The 17164-nt window shown below is 64.2% G+C and carries 16 protein-coding genes; 4 read left to right on the top strand and 12 right to left on the bottom strand.

What is annotated here, in order from left to right; genetic code table 11:
- Positions 1 to 150: 150 nt before the first annotated feature.
- Positions 151 to 1260: a hypothetical protein gene (locus AC3FKH_RS29295; protein ID WP_488679202.1), complete on the top strand. Its 1110-nt coding sequence runs from the start codon at positions 151 to 153 to the stop codon at positions 1258 to 1260.
- Between the two features lie 75 nt (positions 1261 to 1335).
- Here AC3FKH_RS29295 and AC3FKH_RS29300 read toward each other — a convergent pair whose 3' ends face one another.
- The 7 genes from AC3FKH_RS29300 to madL all read right to left on the bottom strand — a co-directional run bounded on the left by AC3FKH_RS29300 (position 1336) and on the right by madL (position 7302).
- Positions 1336 to 2157: a GntR family transcriptional regulator gene (locus AC3FKH_RS29300; protein WP_488679203.1), complete on the bottom strand. Its 822-nt coding sequence runs from the start codon at positions 2155 to 2157 to the stop codon at positions 1336 to 1338.
- A gap of 72 nt (positions 2158 to 2229) precedes the next feature.
- Complete coding sequence (locus AC3FKH_RS29305; protein ID WP_488679204.1) at positions 2230 to 3084, bottom strand: isocitrate lyase/PEP mutase family protein; 855 nt, start codon at positions 3082 to 3084, stop codon at positions 2230 to 2232.
- Positions 3081 to 3611, bottom strand: coding sequence for a LeuD/DmdB family oxidoreductase small subunit (locus AC3FKH_RS29310; RefSeq protein ID WP_488679205.1), 531 nt, complete (start codon positions 3609 to 3611; stop codon positions 3081 to 3083). The genes AC3FKH_RS29305 and AC3FKH_RS29310 overlap by 4 nt, the downstream gene beginning before the upstream one ends.
- Positions 3608 to 4903, bottom strand: a complete 1296-nt coding sequence (locus AC3FKH_RS29315) for a 3-isopropylmalate dehydratase large subunit (protein ID WP_488679282.1) — start codon at positions 4901 to 4903, stop codon at positions 3608 to 3610. The genes AC3FKH_RS29310 and AC3FKH_RS29315 overlap by 4 nt, the downstream gene beginning before the upstream one ends.
- Complete coding sequence (locus tag AC3FKH_RS29320) at positions 4903 to 5871, bottom strand: tripartite tricarboxylate transporter substrate binding protein (RefSeq protein ID WP_488679206.1); 969 nt, start codon at positions 5869 to 5871, stop codon at positions 4903 to 4905. The genes AC3FKH_RS29315 and AC3FKH_RS29320 overlap by 1 nt, the downstream gene beginning before the upstream one ends.
- A gap of 238 nt (positions 5872 to 6109) precedes the next feature.
- Positions 6110 to 6892 carry a malonate transporter subunit MadM gene (gene madM / locus AC3FKH_RS29325; RefSeq protein ID WP_483711697.1) on the bottom strand — a complete coding sequence of 261 codons (783 nt, stop codon included), beginning with the start codon at positions 6890 to 6892 and terminating at the stop codon, positions 6110 to 6112.
- Positions 6893 to 6906: 14 nt separating this feature from the next.
- Entirely contained in the window at positions 6907 to 7302 is a 396-nt protein-coding gene (gene madL / locus AC3FKH_RS29330; protein WP_488679207.1) for a malonate transporter subunit MadL, read from the bottom strand.
- A gap of 477 nt (positions 7303 to 7779) precedes the next feature.
- Between madL and AC3FKH_RS29335 the strand changes: the two genes are divergently transcribed.
- A complete protein-coding gene (locus AC3FKH_RS29335) occupies positions 7780 to 8271 on the top strand; it encodes a tripartite tricarboxylate transporter TctB family protein (protein WP_488679208.1) in 492 nt (163 codons plus the stop codon).
- 4 nt (positions 8272 to 8275) lie between these two features.
- The gene (locus AC3FKH_RS29340; protein WP_488679209.1) at positions 8276 to 9820 is read left to right on the top strand and encodes a tripartite tricarboxylate transporter permease; all 1545 of its coding nucleotides are present in this window, start codon (positions 8276 to 8278) and stop codon (positions 9818 to 9820) included.
- A gap of 90 nt (positions 9821 to 9910) precedes the next feature.
- Here the strand turns inward: AC3FKH_RS29340 and AC3FKH_RS29345 are convergent, their stop codons facing one another.
- The gene (locus AC3FKH_RS29345; protein ID WP_488679283.1) at positions 9911 to 10954 is read right to left on the bottom strand and encodes an AraC family transcriptional regulator; all 1044 of its coding nucleotides are present in this window, start codon (positions 10952 to 10954) and stop codon (positions 9911 to 9913) included.
- A gap of 230 nt (positions 10955 to 11184) precedes the next feature.
- Between AC3FKH_RS29345 and AC3FKH_RS29350 the strand changes: the two genes are divergently transcribed.
- Entirely contained in the window at positions 11185 to 12030 is an 846-nt protein-coding gene (locus AC3FKH_RS29350; protein ID WP_488679210.1) for a TauD/TfdA dioxygenase family protein, read from the top strand.
- Positions 12031 to 12226: 196 nt separating this feature from the next.
- Here AC3FKH_RS29350 and AC3FKH_RS29355 read toward each other — a convergent pair whose 3' ends face one another.
- From AC3FKH_RS29355 to AC3FKH_RS29370, 4 genes are all read right to left on the bottom strand, one after another.
- Entirely contained in the window at positions 12227 to 13216 is a 990-nt protein-coding gene (locus AC3FKH_RS29355; protein WP_488679211.1) for a Bug family tripartite tricarboxylate transporter substrate binding protein, read from the bottom strand.
- A 56-nt stretch (positions 13217 to 13272) separates the two neighbouring features.
- Complete coding sequence (locus AC3FKH_RS29360; RefSeq protein WP_483734616.1) at positions 13273 to 14340, bottom strand: beta-keto acid cleavage family enzyme; 1068 nt, start codon at positions 14338 to 14340, stop codon at positions 13273 to 13275.
- 63 nt (positions 14341 to 14403) lie between these two features.
- Complete coding sequence (locus AC3FKH_RS29365) at positions 14404 to 15384, bottom strand: quinone oxidoreductase family protein (protein WP_488679212.1); 981 nt, start codon at positions 15382 to 15384, stop codon at positions 14404 to 14406.
- Positions 15385 to 15696: 312 nt separating this feature from the next.
- Complete coding sequence (locus AC3FKH_RS29370) at positions 15697 to 16854, bottom strand: porin (RefSeq protein ID WP_488679213.1); 1158 nt, start codon at positions 16852 to 16854, stop codon at positions 15697 to 15699.
- Positions 16855 to 17164 lie beyond the last annotated feature (310 nt).

Raw genomic sequence — 17164 nt, forward strand, 5'->3', positions numbered from 1 at the left:
CAATCCGGTCAATCCCAGCATTTAATAATCTGTCTTGCAGACGGAAAGGGATATTATCGTTCCAAATTTAAATCACAAACTTAAATTAGCATGGATGTAAAAGAAACAAACTGTTTCAGCAGGCAATTTTCTTTAAAAAATATGATATTTATGGCAGCCGTTCCCTTGGCATTGGCTGCTTGTGGCGGTGGCGGGGAAAACTCGACCTCGGCATCGTCCACTCAAAATTCAACCAATCAAATCACTTCGCCGCAGAGTGCCTCGACGACAGGTTTCAATATCGTCGATCACCTGGATGCACTGAGGATTGCCACCGGACCATTCGCCGGCGCTTATCAGGTCGGCATCGGCAGCAATTATTTGAACTGGTATTTTGCAAATCTCGGATTGCTCCCGTTCATCAGGGAACGGCCCAGTGAAGTCCGGAATTATATGAACGTCTACATCCGGAACGTAGACAAATCGAATTACACCATCAATGACGTAAAATTTGGCGGCGACACAAATTTACCCGTTTCATGTCCGGCAGACTCAAATGATTCGTATGCCTCGAGCTTCCTTTCGTTGGCGTCCGAATACCTGAAGGTCACTGGCGATGTCGCATGGTTCCGCGATAACCTGCCAATCCTCAAATCCATTGCTTACTCAAACCTCGCCGCGACGCAAAAGCCGAACGGGTTGATTCCGGTATTTCGGCGAGACTACGCACCGCCCACGGATCCCAGCTATTGTCCGGTCTTCAGGCAATCGGATATCGCGTACACCGAAGACAATACCGAGAACTACCGTGGTCTGGTCGACTTTGCCGGTGCCCTCGACTCGATTGGCGAAGCGGATGCCGGTTACTACAGACAAGTGGCCGCGTCGGTCTCGGCCGGCATGCAACAGTTGTCCAATGGAACCAACTTCTATGCCGCCGATGTCGAACAGACCGTCAGTCCGGGCTTCTATCCCGGCACGGTCACCCAGGTCTTTCCGCAGTTGTACGACGTTCCGCTATCCGCGGATTCCACGGCAACGCAAAATCGCTATGACATTGGTTATGCCTATTTGAACGCGCATGCGCCAACCTGGTCCACGCAGATCGAACCGAGCGCGAATTATCCGTGGATGCTGCTGGGTTATGTGGCGGCGAAGCGGGGAGACAAAGCGCGGGCGCAACAGCAGATGGCTTTGCTCAGGGCCAACACCGGCGTGGCGATCATCAATGAAATCGGCTTCTACAAGCGCATTCTCGATACGGGCGTAAGCGAGAGCTGATTCCGTCCGCGTGCATACCTCCACGTCTGTCGCATCCTCTGTGGCGATCTATTGAGGCATCGGCGTCACGCCCTCTCACTCCAATGGCAACGCCGGCGTCGCCCCGCCCTGTTCCGCCGCCCTGGATGCATCCGCGTCGATCCAGACGCGCGTGGAGCCGCCCACGCGCGACAGCCGCATCTGGTAGGTGTACCGCTCCGGGTGATATAGGCCGACCAGGTACTGAACGCGGCGGCCGTGCCGGTCCGTGGCGATGCGCGCGACGCGCAGCAGCGGCACCCCGGGCGTGATGCGCAGGATGCGCGCGACATCCAGGTCGGCCACGGCGGCGCCCAGGGTCTGGTCGGCGGACACGACATGCACGCCATGCTGTTCCAGTGCCACCAGCATCGGCGTGTCCTGTAGCGTATGGCGATCGAGCGCACCGGCAAGGTCGTCGGGAACGAAGACCTCGGTGTAGGCGATCGGCTGCGCCTTGAATTTGCGCACGCGCACCACCTTCAGCACGGGCGCGCCGGGCGGCAGGCCCAGCGCGGCGCTGACCGCCGGCGGCGCCGGCATGCGCTTCCATTGCAACACGGTCACGCGCGTGCGCATGCTGACGCTGACGATGTTGTCGAGCAGGCCGCCCTGCACCGTGGCGGCTGACGCCTCATGCCGGAAAGTCGGCACCGTGCCCTTGCCGCGCAGCCGGGCAACCATGCCCTCTTCCTGCAGCCGCGCCAGCGCGGAGCGCACGGTCACGCGCGCCACGCCGAATTCCTCGGCCAGCTGGCGCTCGCCTGGCAGCGGCATGCCGGTCTCGTAATAGCCGCCGCGTATGCGGTCGCGCAGGATCAGGCGGACCTGCTGGAAGCGCGGCAGGTCGGGACTGGCGTCGAAGGTCATCAGCGGCATGGAAGACTGCGGTGGCAAAACATGGCGCCACGGTACGCCCGTGGCACCGCCAGAGCAAGCCGACCCCGCGCCCTACTCGTACCGCTTGCCCAGCGCCAGCATCTCGGGCGTGCCGATCAGTTCGTTGAGCGCCTGGAACGACAGCATCCGGTCCAGGTAAGGCGTGGTGGTGTGGTGCGCGCCCAGGCTCTGCAGGTAGTCGCGCAGCGCAAAGGCCAGCGCGCGCACGGTGCCGCCCGGAAAGATCACGACCCGGAAGCCGATCTCTTCCAGTTCCGGCGCGGGCAGCACCGGCGTCTTGCCACCTTCGACCATATTGGCTAGCAGCGGCGCGCGCTGCCCCAGCCGCGCGATCGCCGCCGACATGTCGTCGCGGCCGCGTAGCGCTTCCACGAACAGCAAGTCCGCGCCGGCCTCGGCATAGCGCTCGGCACGCTCCAGCGCCGCTGCCATGCCCTCCACCGCCACCGCGTCGGTGCGCGCGATGATGAGCGTATTGGCGTCGCGGCGCGCGTCGCATGCGGCGCGGATCTTGCCCGCCATCTCCGCCGCGGAGATCACGGTCTTGCCGTCGAGGTGGCCGCAGCGCTTGGGGCTCGCCTGGTCTTCGAGCTGGATCGCCGAGGCTCCGGCACGCTCGAGCGTGCGCACCGTCTGCACGACATTGAGCGCGTTGCCGAAGCCGGTGTCGGCATCGACGATCAGCGGCAACGCCACGCGTTCGCGGATATTGCGCGTGACCGAGGCAACGTCGTCGAGCGACAGGAAGCCGATGTCCGGCCGGCCGAAGCGCGTATAGGCGATGCTGGCGCCCGACAGGTAGGCCGCCTCGAAACCGGCCTGTTCCACCAGCAAGGCAGAAAAGGCATCGTAGACGCCCGGGGCGGTGACGATGCGGGGCTGTTGCAGGCGCTGCTTGAAGGTCATGGTGTGGTTCTGGTCAGGGAAAGTTGGCCCGCCGCGATCTTGCGCGCCAGGTGCGGCACCAGCCCCCCGTCGCGGATCATCGCAACCAGGTGGGGCGGAATCGCCTCGCATTGCACCGGCGATGCCCCTTCGATGACGACCCGGGCGTTGTCGATATCGCAGGCAACGCGCTGTCCCGGCTGGATCTGCGGCAGCGTGGGGCAAATGAACAGGGGCAGGCCGAGGTTGAAGCCGTTGCGGTAGAACAGGCCGGCGAACGACCGCGCCACCACCGCGACCACGCCCAGGTGGCGCAGCACTTCGACCGCCTGCTCGCGCGACGACCCGGCGCCGAAATTGCGCCCGCCGAACACGATGTCGCCCGGGCGCACCGTGGCGGCGAACGCAGGGTCGACATGTTCCATGCAATGGCGTGCCAGTTCGCCGATGCCGAACTTCATGTAGGCGCCAGGTGCCAGCAGGTCAGTATTGATATCGTCGCCGAAGACCCAGGCGCGGCCCGTTTCATGCGATGTAGCCAGGTTCACGCCAGCATCTCCCGTGGATCGGCAATGCGCCCCGCGATCGCCGAGGCGGCGACCGTGTAAGGCGAACCAAGATAGACCTGCGACGAGGCGGCGCCCATGCGTCCCTTGAAATTACGCGCCGTGGCGCTGATCACCACGGTGTCTTCGCCAAAGCGGTGCTCGCCGTAGCCGGCGCACGCGCCACAGGCGTTCGGCAGCAATTCGGCGCCTGCGCCGACCAGCGCGGCAAGCGTGCCTTCGCGCGCCGCCTGGGCCTGGTCGGCGGCGCTGGCGGGCGCCACCAGCAGCCGCGTATCGCGTGCCACGCGCTGGCCCCGGAGCACCTCCGCGGCCATGCGCAGGTCGTCGAGCTTGGCACCGGTGCAAGCGCCGATATAGGCGATGTCGATGGCCACGTTACCCAGGGTGTCGACGTCCCCGGCGTCGGCCGGCGTATGCGGCCGCGACACCTGCGGCGCGAGCGCGGCGGCGTCGAAGTCATGCGTGGCCAGGTATCTGGCGCCGGCATCGGAAGTCCATCGCGCCAGGTCGATGGCGTCGGCCTCGACCCCGGCGGCGCACAACCAGTCGCGCGTGACCGCGTCCGGCGCGACCAGGCCGACCTGGCCGCCAAGCTCGGCGGTCATGTTGGACAGTGTCATGCGCTCCTGCATGGACAACGCCGCCACGGCAGCGCCCGTGTATTCCACGGCCTGGTACTGGCCGCCGTCCATGCCGAACTGCGTGCACATGCGCAGCATCATGTCCTTGGCGGACACGCCCGCGGCCAGCCTGCCGTGCCACTGCATGCGGAGGGTCTCGGGCACGCGCACCCAGATCTCCCCGGTCACCAGCACGCCAAGCATCTCGGTGGCGCCGATGCCGAACATATAGGCCCCGAACGCGCCGCCAGTCGATGAATGGCTGTCGCCGCCTACCGCGAACATGCCGGGGCGTAGATAGCCTTTCTGCGGCACCACCACGTGGCAGATGCCTTCCATGTCATGGAAGCGCGCCACGCCGGTTTCCCTGACCCAGTCGCGCGCGATCTGCACGATCCTCTGACTGTCGGGGTCATGCGCCGGCACGTAGTGATCGGTGACGACCACCACCCTGGACGGATCCCAGACCCGCGCGCCGATCTTCTCCAGCAGCGGCTGCACCCGGCGCGGACCGCCCGAGTCGTGCATCATCGCCAGATCCACGCGGCAGGTGACAATCTCTCCCGGCGTGACGTGCGTGCGGCCCGCCGCGCGCGCGAGCAGCTTCTGCGCCAGGGTCTGCGGCGCGTCCTGTACTGAATCCTGCGCCATCATTCCACCCGCGTGCCCGACGCCTGGATCACCTTGGCCCAATGCTGGATATCGCTGCGCACAAACTGTGCGAACGCCTGTGGCGTCATGCTGACGGCGCTGGCCGCCTCGGCCTCCATGCGCTGCTTGTAGGCAGGATCTTCCACCGCGATCCTGACCGCGCGATAAAGCTGGTCGGTAGTGGCCTGCGGCAGCTTCGCGGGCCCGAACAGCCCGAACCACGCCGATGACTCGAAGCCCTTGACGGTGCTGCCAATCGCCGGCACGCCCGGGAACTGCGCCAGCGGCTGCTTGCTGCTGACGCCCAGGATCTTGAGCGTGCCGGATCTGACGTGCGGCAGCACATTGACGGTGCTGGCGAACATCAGGTCCACGGTGCCGGCCAGCAGGTCGGTCAGCGCGGGATTGGTGCCCTTGTACGGGATGTTGAGAATGTCCGTGCCGGTCTGCTGCTTGAACTGCTCGCTGGCCAAATGCAGCGATGAACCTTGCGCGCCGATGGCAAAGCTGAGCTTGCCGGGATTGCGCTTCGCGTAATCGATCAGGCCCGCGGTGCTGTCGAACGGCGCGCTCTTGCGCGCCACCAGCACGCTGGGCACGCGCGCGACCATCGAGATCGGCGTGAAGTCCCTGACCGCGTCGAACGGCAGGTTCTTGTACAGCGACGCGTTGATGGTATGGCCGGTGAAACTCATCAGCAGCGTGGAACCATCCGGTGCGCCGCGCGCCACGTACTGCGCGGCGATATTGCCGCCGGCGCCGGGCTTGTTGTCGACCACCACACTGCGATGCAGCGTCTCGCCCATCGACCGGGCAATCAAACGCGCCAGTGAATCGGTGGTTCCTCCGGCGGGGCTGCCGACCACGATCGTGATCGGCTTGTCGGCGGCGGCCTGCGCGGCGGGTGCGATCGTGGCGAGGGTAGCCAGCGCAGCGCCGGCCAGTAATTGTCTTCTGCTCAGGGGCATATCGGTCTCCACCGCTGTCTTGTCTGCTTCAGGGGCAGTCCGACTGTATGCCCGGCCGCCAGGCCGTTCAATGGAACCGCGTGGTCCTGTCTACGAGACCAGTGCGGCCAAGGCACATCAGGGAAGGCGTGGAGCGAGCTGTGCACCTGATGAGGTCCGCTGGCCGCGACCGGCACCTCAGGCTCGCGGCCTGTGCCATACCCACGGCTGCAGGCCTGCACGGATGTGAAACGTCGGATCAGCCGCCCACCAGCGCCTTGGTGGCCAGGTACAGCACCGACGGCCCGAGCAGGCATCCGAGCCCGGTGTGGAACGTGGCCACCAGCGCGCCATAGGGCACCAGCCGGCGGTCAGTGGCCGCCAGCCCCGCCGATACGCCGCTGACGGTACCCGCCAGCCCGCCGAACACCATCGCGGCGCGCGGGTTGTTCAGTCCGAGGAAGCCCGCGGCGAACGGCGTGCCGACCATCACGATGATGGCCTTGATGAGCCCGGTGGCAATCGACAGCGCAATCACGTCGGAGCTGGCGCCCAGCGCCGCGCCCGTCACGGGGCCGACGATATAGGTCACCGCGCCGGCGCCGATGGTCGTCATGCTGACGGCATCGCTGTAGCCGAATGCCCGCGCCACCAGCGCGCCGACGATGAACGGCACCACGGTTCCCAGCAACAGCGACACGGCACCCACCATGCCCGCCTTGCGGGCCTCGCGCACCTGCACCTCGAAGGCGGTAGCGACAATGGCAAAGTCCCGCAGCATGGCACCGCCCATCAGGCCGATGCCCGAGAACAGCGCGAAATCGGCCAGCCCTTTTTCCTTGCCGGTCACCACGCCGCCGTAGTACGCCAGCGCCAGGCCGATCATGATGGCGATGGCCGAGGCATGCAGGCGCCCTTTCGTGAGCCGTTTCGATATCTGGGAAGACACCCACATCACGATGCCTACGGTGGCGAATGCCGTTACCAGGCCGTTGTGGAGCAGGACGTTGTCGAACATCGTGGCCGGGGAAGCGATAGTCATGGCGATCTCCTGGCTTATCGGGAAACGGCTTCGGCCGGCAGCGGCGGCAGCGGCTCGTGGTCGCCGGAGCGGCTGAGCAGCGCAATCAGGCAGGCGCAGGCAGCCACCGACAGGATGGCCGCCAGCAATGCAACCGGGCCGCCACGCAGCGCCGCCACCACATTCTGCTGCGCCGCCATCGCCACGACCACGGGGATATACATCGCTCCCCAGAACCCCACACCGGCCTCCGTCTCTTTCGGCATCAGGCCCCGGTCATGCAGGTAGAGCCGCAGGAATATCAGCAGCAGCATGGCGATGCCCACGCCGCCGACGTTGGACTTGACGCCGATGGCGGCGCCCAGCAGGTCGCCGAGATACAGGCCCACCAGATGGCAGATGGCCAGTAATGCGGTGCCGTAGATGATCATGGTTGTCTCCAGTTGGCGTTTTAGGCACCGCATGTCGCGGAGCCGGTCATTTGCAGACAACTCTAGGAACCGCGCTGCCCGGCATCAATCAACCAGCCACGTCCGATCATTACGGTACGGTTAAGCATTTCTGGTGCGCGCCCCCTCTCCGGCAGCACTTTTCCTCGTCGGCTTGCACGCCATCCTGTCGCCCCCACGGCGTGCTTTCCCCCTTTCAGGCGCGATGCCTGTCCTCTCCTCAATACAACCAGCCGCGCCTTACGTTCAATACAGGGGATTACACCAAGGCTCTCCTCCTTCGCGCCAAATACATCACGTTGTGATGCATTTCGTAAGCTTTCCGCAAGCCGCCTGAAAGCCCGTTGCAAGACATCGCTTGTAGATTTGCCTGACCCGCATGCGCGGGCACAGAAGGAGACAGACGATGTTCGATCACACTATGCAGCGCCCATCGCAGGGCTGCCGGGGGGCCGACCAATGAGCCAGGCCCTGCGCTTCAAGAAGGACTACTACGGCGGCGCCCTGATGGTGCTGACGGGGCTGGCAGCGGTATTTGCCGGTCTGCAGTACCACACGGGCACGCTCAGCCATATGGGTCCGGGCTTCTTCCCCGTGGCCATTGGCACGCTGCTGACATTGGTTGGCGTGCTGATCGCCATGTCGGCTCGCAATGAGCCGGCGCCCTCGGCGCAAGCCGAACAGGCGTCGGGACATGGGCACAGCCATGCGGCGCCCGACCTGCGCGGCACGGTCTGCATCGTGCTCGGCACGCTTGCCTTTCTGCTGTTCGGCGTTTATGGCGGCATGATTCCGGCGACGTTTGCCATCGTCTTCATTTCCGCGCTCGGCGACCGCACCAACAACGTCAAGCAGGCTGCCGGCCTGGCGGTGGCGATGTGCGTGATCGCGGCCGTGGTGTTCTCTTGGCTGCTGCAGATCCAGCTGCCGCTGTTTATCTGGGGAAGGTGAAGCCATGGTATCGAATGCTCTGCATGACCTCTGGTTCGGCTTCGGTGTCGCGTTCCAGGGCAGCAACCTGATGTGGTCGTTCTTTGGCGTGCTGGTCGGCAACCTGATCGGCGTGCTGCCCGGCATGGGCGCGCTCTCCGCCATTTCGATCCTGTTGCCGCTGACGTACGCGATGCATCCCGTGCCCGCCATCCTGATGCTGGCCGGCATCTTCTATGGTTCGCAATATGGCGGCGCCATTGGCGCCATCCTGCTCAACCTGCCCTCGCATCCGCCGCACGCCGTGACGTGCCTCGACGGGTATCCGATGACGCGTGCCGGCAAGGGCGGCACGGCGCTGGGCATCACCATGATCTGCTCGTTCTTTGCCGCGTCGGTGGGCATCCTGGTGATGATCTTCGCGTCGCCGTTGCTGACCGCCATCGCGTTCAAGTTCGGCCCGGCGGAGATCTTCTCGATCATGCTGCTCGGGCTGCTGGCGGGATCGACGATGTCGCGCGGGTCGCCGCTCAAGGGCGTGGCGATGACGCTGTTCGGCTTGCTCTGCGGCGTGGTGGGGACGGACGTCAATACCGGCACGTTCCGCTTTGCGATGGGCATTCCCGAACTGAGCGACGGACTGGAGCTGGTGGCCATCGCCATGGGCCTGTTCGGCGTGGCGGACTTCATCCTCAACGTCAACCGCATGAAGACGGTGACCAGCAACGCCAAGCTGCGCATCCGCGACATGCGTCCGAGCCTGGCCGAGCTGAAGCAGGCGTTCTGGCCGATGGTACGGGGCACCGGCGTGGGGACACTGTTCGGCGCCATGCCCGGGACCGGCCCGACGATCACGACCTTCGTGGCCTATGCGCTGGAGCGCAAGATCTCGAAGTCGCCCGAGAAATTCGGCACGGGCATGATCGCCGGCGTGGCCGCGCCGGAGGCATCGTCGCACTCGAAGACGCAGGTCGACTTCATCCCGACGATGAGCCTCGGCATTCCCGGCGATGCGGTGATGGCACTGATCCTGGGCGCGCTGATGATCCAGGGGATTGCCCCGGGTCCACAGCTGATCAGCGATCACCCGGACATTTTCTGGGGCCTGATTGCCAGCTTCTGGATCGGCAATGTCATCCTGATGATCCTGAACGTGCCGATGATCGGCGTGTGGGTGAAGCTGTTGCAGGTGCCCTACCGCTATCTGTTCCCGTCGGCCATGTTCTTTATCGCCGTGGGCGTGTTCAGCACGCAAAGCAGCCTGTTCCAGATCTGGGAAGTCCTGGCCTTCGGCCTGATCGGGGCGTTGCTAATGTACCTGAACTTCTCGGTGGCGCCGATCCTGCTGGGCTTCGTGCTCGGGCCGATGGTCGAGGAGAACTTCCGCCGCGCGTTGCTGCTGTCGCGCGGCGACCTGGCGGTGTTCGTGGAACGGCCGATCAGCTGCGTGTTCGTGGTGATCTCCGCGCTGCTGGTGATCGCGGTCACATGGTCCGCATGGCGCGCGCGCAGTGGCAAGAAGGCGCCGGTGGTCGAGGTCCCGGATGCCGGGCTGGCGGTGAACGAGTAATGGCGGCCGACTGAACGGAAGCGCTGACCTGCAAAGCCCCGGAAGACGGTGTCTTTCCGGGGCTTTGCATTGTTGGTGTGCCACCCGGGGTTATGCCCCGCTCTCCCCCGAAGCCCCGGCCTGCCGGCGCGCGGCGCCGCTTGCAGCCCGGCTTTCCTTCGGGCTGCATCCGAACTGCGCGTGATACCAGCGCGAGAACCCACTGGGTGCGGAAAAGCCGAGCAGCGTCGCCACCTCGGTCAACGGTCGATCGCTCTCGATAACATGGCGCGTCGCAAGCTCTATGCGGATGTCGTTGACGATCGACGAGAAGCTCTGGCCCTGCTCCGCCAGCCGGCGCTGGACCGTGCGGCATACCACGCCCATGTGTTCGGCCACCTGCTCGATGCTGCAACGCCCGCTCGGCAATAGCAGGGGAATTGTGCGCCGCACGTCTTCCAGCATGGTCGACTGCTGCGGCACGCCGGAATCGTCGATCAGCCGCTGCGCGTAGCGCACCATGGCCGGATCGGCCCAGGGGTTGCGCGCGTCCAGATCGGCCTTTGCGCAGACGATGCCGTTGAAGTCACAGTCGAACTGGACGTAAGGACCGAAAAACCGCTGGTGAGCACTGAGATCGACCGGCGCGGCGTGCTCGAAGCACACCCGTTGCGGCTGCCAGTCCGGCCGGATGAGCTGGCGTATCAACCGCACCATGACTCCAAGCGCCAGTTCCACCCGCTGGCGGGTCGGCTGATTGGGGTTGCCGGCGATCAGCGCTTCACGAATGATGACCAGTTCGCCACATTCCTCGACCCCGAGCGACTGCGCGCCATTGAGCATCGGCTGGTAGCGCATCAACATGCCGAGCGCGTCGCGCAGCGTGGCCTGGTCGCGGACCAGCATGCCCACCGCGCCGAGATTGGACAACAAGCGCGATTCGGCCATGCACAGCCCGAAACTCTCATTGCCCGACAGGGTCGCGGATGCCTGGAGCAGGCGCCCGAAACGCTCGACCGGAATCATCAGGTCCGGCTCGTGCAGCACGCTTGGACTGATCCCTGCGTCCATCATCATCCGCTCCGGATTCAACCCGGCGGCACGAGCCACCTCGCTGTAGTTGGTGAGGGCCGCGGCGCGGACAAGTAACGACATCAGGGACCACGCAGAAAGTTGACGGCTCATGATAAATGGCTGTCACGTATTGTCAATTGACGATAACCCGTGCGCTTCGGGCGCCATCCCTGTCGTAGAAAGCCAAGTTCACGGCGTGCAAGGCCAAGCGGAAGATGTCGTCACGACGGATGATCCGGAGTGCAAATCAAGAACCGCCCGAACGCGTTGCAACCTCCCTTGCATGCATGGGCACCGTAGGAGACTTGGAAATGAAGATCAGGCAAATCACCCCCGCCATCGGGGCCGAGATATCTGGCGTCAACCTCGGCGACGCGGCGCGCGATCCGGCGCTCTTCGCCGAGATCAAGGCGGCGCTGCTCAAGCACCGGGTCCTGTTCTTTCGCAAGCAGGAGATCACGCGCGCCGAACACGTAGCCTTCGCGCGCTGCTTTGGCGAACTGGAAGACCATCCTGTCGCCGGCAGTGTTCCCGAACACCCGGGCCTCGTGAAGGTCTACCGCAGCGACAACCCGCACAGCTACGAGAACAGCTATCACTGCGACGGCCTCTGGCGCCCCAACCCGGCCATGGGAGCCGTGCTGCGCTGTATCGAGTGCCCCGAAATCGGCGGCGACACCATCTGGGTCAACATGGTGAAGGCGTACGAGGAACTGCCGGAAGACATCAAGAAAAAGATCGACGGCCTGCGCGCGAGGGCCAGCATCGAGCACAGCTTCGGTGCCGTCATGACGCCGGAGAACCGCGCCAAGCTGGCCAAGGATCATCCGCCGGTGGAGCATCCGGTGGTACGCACCCATCCGGAAACCGGCGAGAAGATCCTGTTCGTCGGCGCTTCGTTCACGACGCACTTCACCAACTACAGCACCCCGGAAAACGTGCGCTACGGCATCGACAAGTCGCCCGGCGGCCCGCTGCTGCTGCAATACCTGAACAGCCGCGCCACCATTCCCGAATACCAGGTGCGCTGGTCCTGGCAGGAAGGCGACGTTGCGATCTGGGATAACCGCTGCACGCAGCACTATGCCCTCAACGACTACTTCCCGGCACCGCGCAAGCTGGAGCGCGCCGGCATCATCGGCGATATCCCCTACTGATTCGCAAGGGCCGCGCCTCATGGCGTGGCCATGCTTGACGCGACAGGAGCATCAAGAAGGCGCATCCGGCTGTCGAAGCCGGCATACTGCATAGCCATGCAGCAACGCCGAGCGCAAGCGCGAACATGGGCGGACAAGTGTCCGCCCATGTTCGCGCTTGCGGCCCGGTGAGTCCACACGGACCGGGCACGGCCGATCAATCGAGCCGGATTCCCGCATCCGCCGCGATTTTCGACCAGACCTGCAGGTCGCGGCCGACGATCTCGCCGAACTGCACCGTGGTCTTCACAGGCGGCGGCGCAAAGTTCATGGTGTGCATCATGGTGGCAAGCTCAGGGGATTTCTGGACCTTGTTGACTTCATCGGCCAGCCTCTTCACGATCGCCGGGTCGGTTCCCGCTGGCGCGAACATGCCGAACCAGCCCACGGCATCGAATTTATAGCCCTGTTCCGTCATGGTCTTGACGTCGGGGAACTGCGGCGCGCGCGAGTTGCCTGCAATGGCGATGGCGCGGACCTTCCCCGAGCGAAGGAAGGGGACGGGCGCGCCGGGGTCGGTCCAGCCGATCGTCAATACGCCCGCGGAAAGGTCGGTCAACAGCTGATTCGAAGTCCGGTACGCAACGTGTGCGGTTTCCATGCCGGTCTGCTTCTTGAGCCACTCCATCATCAGTTGCCCCGAAGATCCCGCCGACCAGGTACCGTAGCTGTACTTGTCCGGATTCGCCTTCAGCAGCTTGACGAGTTCCGGCAGGCTGTGGACCGGCAGGTCACTGTTGACCAGCAACATCACGCCACCCTCGGCCGTCTCGGCAATGGGTACCAGGCTCTTCTTCGGATCATAGGGAATGGTCTTCAGTACCGCCGGAGCAATGACCATGTTCGTTGCCGTGGTGTAGAGGATCGTGTATCCGTCAGCCGGCGCCTTGATCACCGCGCTGGTGCCAATCACGCCACCGGCGCCCGGCCGGTTGTCGACCACGACCGGCTGCTTCAGGGCCACCGACAGGCGTTGCGCCATCACGCGTGCCAGGGCATCGGTTCCCGATCCTGCCGACGACGCGACGATCATCTGAATCGGGCGCGAGGGCCAGGCGCCGCCCTGCGCCTGCGCTGAAGCGCACAACGCCAGCAACGCACCCGCGCCCAGCGTGGCCGCAACCAGCTTCTTCAATCGAAATGCCATTGTCATCCTCCATGTACCCGGTCTGTTGCCAATCGATCTGGCCCGCTCGCTTAACCTCAGGCCGCCATGTTTTCCTGCTTGCGCAGGAATCCCTGGTGGCCACCATTGCGATTGGGCGCGAAGCCGTTGGCCTGAAGCGTTTCTTCCACGGTGTCGTAGAACACCCCCAGCTTCAGGATTTCCCGCGTCTGCTGCGCAGTCGCGATGGGACGGCCGAATTCGCCGGCGATACGCACCAGTTGCTTGATCTGCTCGACCGTGCTCATCTTTCCCGTGCGGGTCTGGTTCCACAGCACGTCTTCGATGCCGCACCGCACGTGCAGGCCCAGGGCCATCCCGATCATGTTGATGGGCAGCACATTCAGCACCGAACTCTCCACCGTCAGCACGGCGCCATCGGGCACGGCACGCAGCATGTTGGCCAGGTTGTAGATGTTCGCCTGGTCCATGCCGCCGCTGATCGCTACCCAGTTCATCACCAGCGGCCCCTTGTAGACGCCGCGGCGAATCATCCGCTCGATCGTTTCAAAGCTGTTGATGTTGTAGCACTGGAATTCGCTCTGGATTCCGGCGGCGGTCAGGCGCCGGATATGCTCCTCGGCCCAACTGGGGTTCGAGGGCACGACCATGTCCTTGTAGGTGTCGTAGAGGTGCGGGAAGCCACGCGATACCCCCTTGAAGTCGTCGACGCCGGCGTGCTCCGTCACGTTCATCTGCGCCGTGTTGACGGTCACCGTCACCTGGTCGGGTTTCGGATCGAGTTCGGCCAGCATATGGCGCGTGTCATCGTCCAGCCATTTGGCGGCCTGCCCTTCTTCGGGAGCGAAGCTGATCGAGCCGCCCACCTGGATGACCATTTCCGGGCAAGCCTTGCGCACGCCGGCGATCAGCTCGTTGAACGTGGACAGGCGCTTGCTGCCCTTGCCGTCGGCTTCACGCACATGCAGGTGCAGCACGCGCGCACCGGCTTCGTAGCAATCCACCGCCTTCTGGATCTGGTCTTCCATCGTGACGGGAATATCTTCCGGGAAGTCGGAAGGAATCCAGCCCGGTGCATAGGGCGCGGCGGTGATGATCAGGGGCTGCTGGTTCTCGGGATACAGGTGGCCGTCAAGGAAGTTCATGGTGATGGATATCCAGGTTGCTATGCAAAGGCTGAAAAAGTCGAAACAGACAACAGCGTGCTGTCAGATGACGAAGATGGAAGAGCCCGTGGTCTTGCGGGCCTCGAGATCGCGATGCGCCTGCGCGGCGTCCTCCAGCGCATAGCGCTGGTTGATCCCGATGCGGATGCGGCCTGCCGCCACGTGGCCAAACAGCTCGTCGACGAGTTCCGCCTTTTCGGCAGGGTCGGCGATATAGTCGGCCAGGCCCGGGCGCGTCAGGAATGCCGAGCCCTTGCGGGCCAGGATGGCCGGATCGAACCCCGTGACCGGGCCCGAGGCGAAGCCCACGCACACCAGCAGGCCGCGGCGCTTGAGCGAGTCCAGCGAGGACATGAAGGTGTCCTTGCCTACGCTGTCGAAGACCACGTTCACGCCCACGCCGTCCGTCAGTTCGCGCACGCGCTTCGCCACGTCCTCATGGCTGTAATTGATGGTGTGGTCGCAGCCATGGGCGCGCGCCACTTCGGCCTTGGCGTCGGTGGAAACCGTTCCGATCACCGTCAGTCCCTGGAGCTTGGCCCATTGCGAAATGATCAGCCCGGCGCCGCCTGCCGCGGCATGCAGCAGGATGGTGTCGCCGGCCTTGAACGGGTAGATCCGGCGCATCAGGTACGCCGCCGACAAGCCCCGCATGGTCATGGCCGCCGCGACTTCGCAGCTGATGGACTGCGGCAGCTTGATCAGCGGTGCGGCAGCGATAATCCGCTCCGTGCTGTAGGCACCGAGCGTGTTGGTAAAGCCCGTATAGGTCACGCGGTCGCCGACCGCCAGGTGCGTGACACCGGCGCCGACGGCTTCGATCACGCCGGAGGCCTCGTTGCCAAGGCCACTGGGTAGTGGAACCTGGTAAGTGCCGCTGCGAAAGTAGGTATCGGCAAAGTTCAGCCCTACGGCCACATGGCGCACGCGGACTTCCCCCGGCCCCGGCTCGCCCACGCTGGCGTTCTCGAAGCGAAGGACCTCGGGTCCGCCTGTTTCGTAAAATTTCACGGCTTTCGCCATGTCGTCTCCTGTTCTTTATCTGATCTGATCTGATCGTTCACCCGCGGCTTGCCGTTCAGGCGCGCCAAAGCGACAACCAATCTTCTGGCCTGGCGCGACTTTTCGCTTTGCCGATGACGTCTCGAGCTTTTCCTTTTGTGACACGCCGGCGCATGAGCATGGCTGCGCAGGCATCGCTCAAGACGGAAATGTCGACCCGCTTGCTGTGGCCGTCGCCAACGCAAAAGCGCCAGCGCGCCCTGCCACGAAATTCGGGCAGCGCGCGCTGGCGCTCGTATGTGATGCGGGAGCCCTGCTCTGCTCCCGGCTGGCTCAGAAGATGTGGCGAATACCCACGGCAGCGCCGACCATCGACGTCTTGCCATTCGGCAGCGCGTAGCTGTTCAGCGTCAGGCTGGTGGCATAGTTGCTTGCGGCCGATTCCATGGCCAGGCCGGCGTTCCTGGAGTAGGCCGCAGTCAGGTACAAGTCAGTACGCTTCGAGAACGAATAGTCGGCGATCAGCGCGATCTGCCACGGATTGGCGACGCCGGTGTTGCCGCCGATATTCTTTACGTTCTGATAGTCATACTCGAGCGTGAAGTCCAGCGCGGAAGACAAGCGGTATTGACCGCCAATCCAGTAGAAGTCGTCGCGCAGAATCAGCGTACCGTTCTGGTTCTTGTTCTGGCCCCAGCGGTAGCCACCCATGATCTTTGCCGTGTCATTGAAGGCAAAGCTGCCCATGACCGCCGCCTTCTTGAAAGCACCGTTGCCGGTCGCCATCGTCGGATTCCACTGGTCATAGGCGACACCTACGCCGAAGGGCCCCGAAAGGTAGCTCACGCCGGCACCATAGGCCGAGTCGCGACGGAACTGGCCTGGCACCTCGCCATTGCCGCCCGCACCCGGAACCGTCGCGATGACTTGCGGCAGTGCCGTGCCGACGCCGAACGACCAGTTTGCCATGACGGTCAGGCCGCCGAACGTGCCCGTATACTTCGCGGTGTTGTCCTCGCGGAAGTTGCCGCCGGCGATCACGCCAACGGGCTCATACTGCGTGGCGTAGCGCGCTGGCACAAAGTTGGCCAGCGTGGAGAACATGGAATGGTACTGCCGGCCGAAGGTGAACTGGCCATAGGGCGCAGTCAGGCCAGCGAAGGCCTGGCGACCAAACAGCCGTCCGCCCTGCTGCATGGTGCCGGTATCGGAATTGAAGCCACTCTCCAGAACGAAAATCGACTTCAATCCGCCGCCCAGGTCTTCCGTGCCACGCAAGCCCCAGCGAGAACCCGAGTAGCCGCCAGCGTCCTCGCGGATCACCTTGCCGCCCTGCCCCGGATTGAAGTTATTGCTCGCCGACGGCACCGCTCCGACGTGGTTGACGTACTCGACGTTCACGTCTACCACGCCATACAACGTCACGCTGGATTGCGCCTGCACCGCTCCGCAGGCGCATGCCGCCGCCAGGCCAATCATCGTCTTCCTCATTACCTTGTCTCCTCTGCCCTTGTCTGTTTGATTTGTCCAGCCTTCCTCGCTACGACGGGGCAATCCTACGGAACAGCGCCGTTGCCTGACGCGGCCGCGACCCGGAAGTCGCGAATTGGAAAGTCCGTGTCCTGATCAGGCAAAACCCGATGCCAGCAATGCCAAATACCGTCTGAAAAAGGCGACATGCCGGGCGATGGCAGGTGCTGCTGTTTCGCCGGCGTTGCCGGCAGGGGCTTTGGGGGGATGACTGGTTCGTCGCGCTTGGCAAGCGCCGTTGTTTCGCCGGCGTGGCCGGCTGGGGTCTCTG

It is taken from the genome of Cupriavidus sp. 21MJTG02-4, from assembly GCF_057798975.1.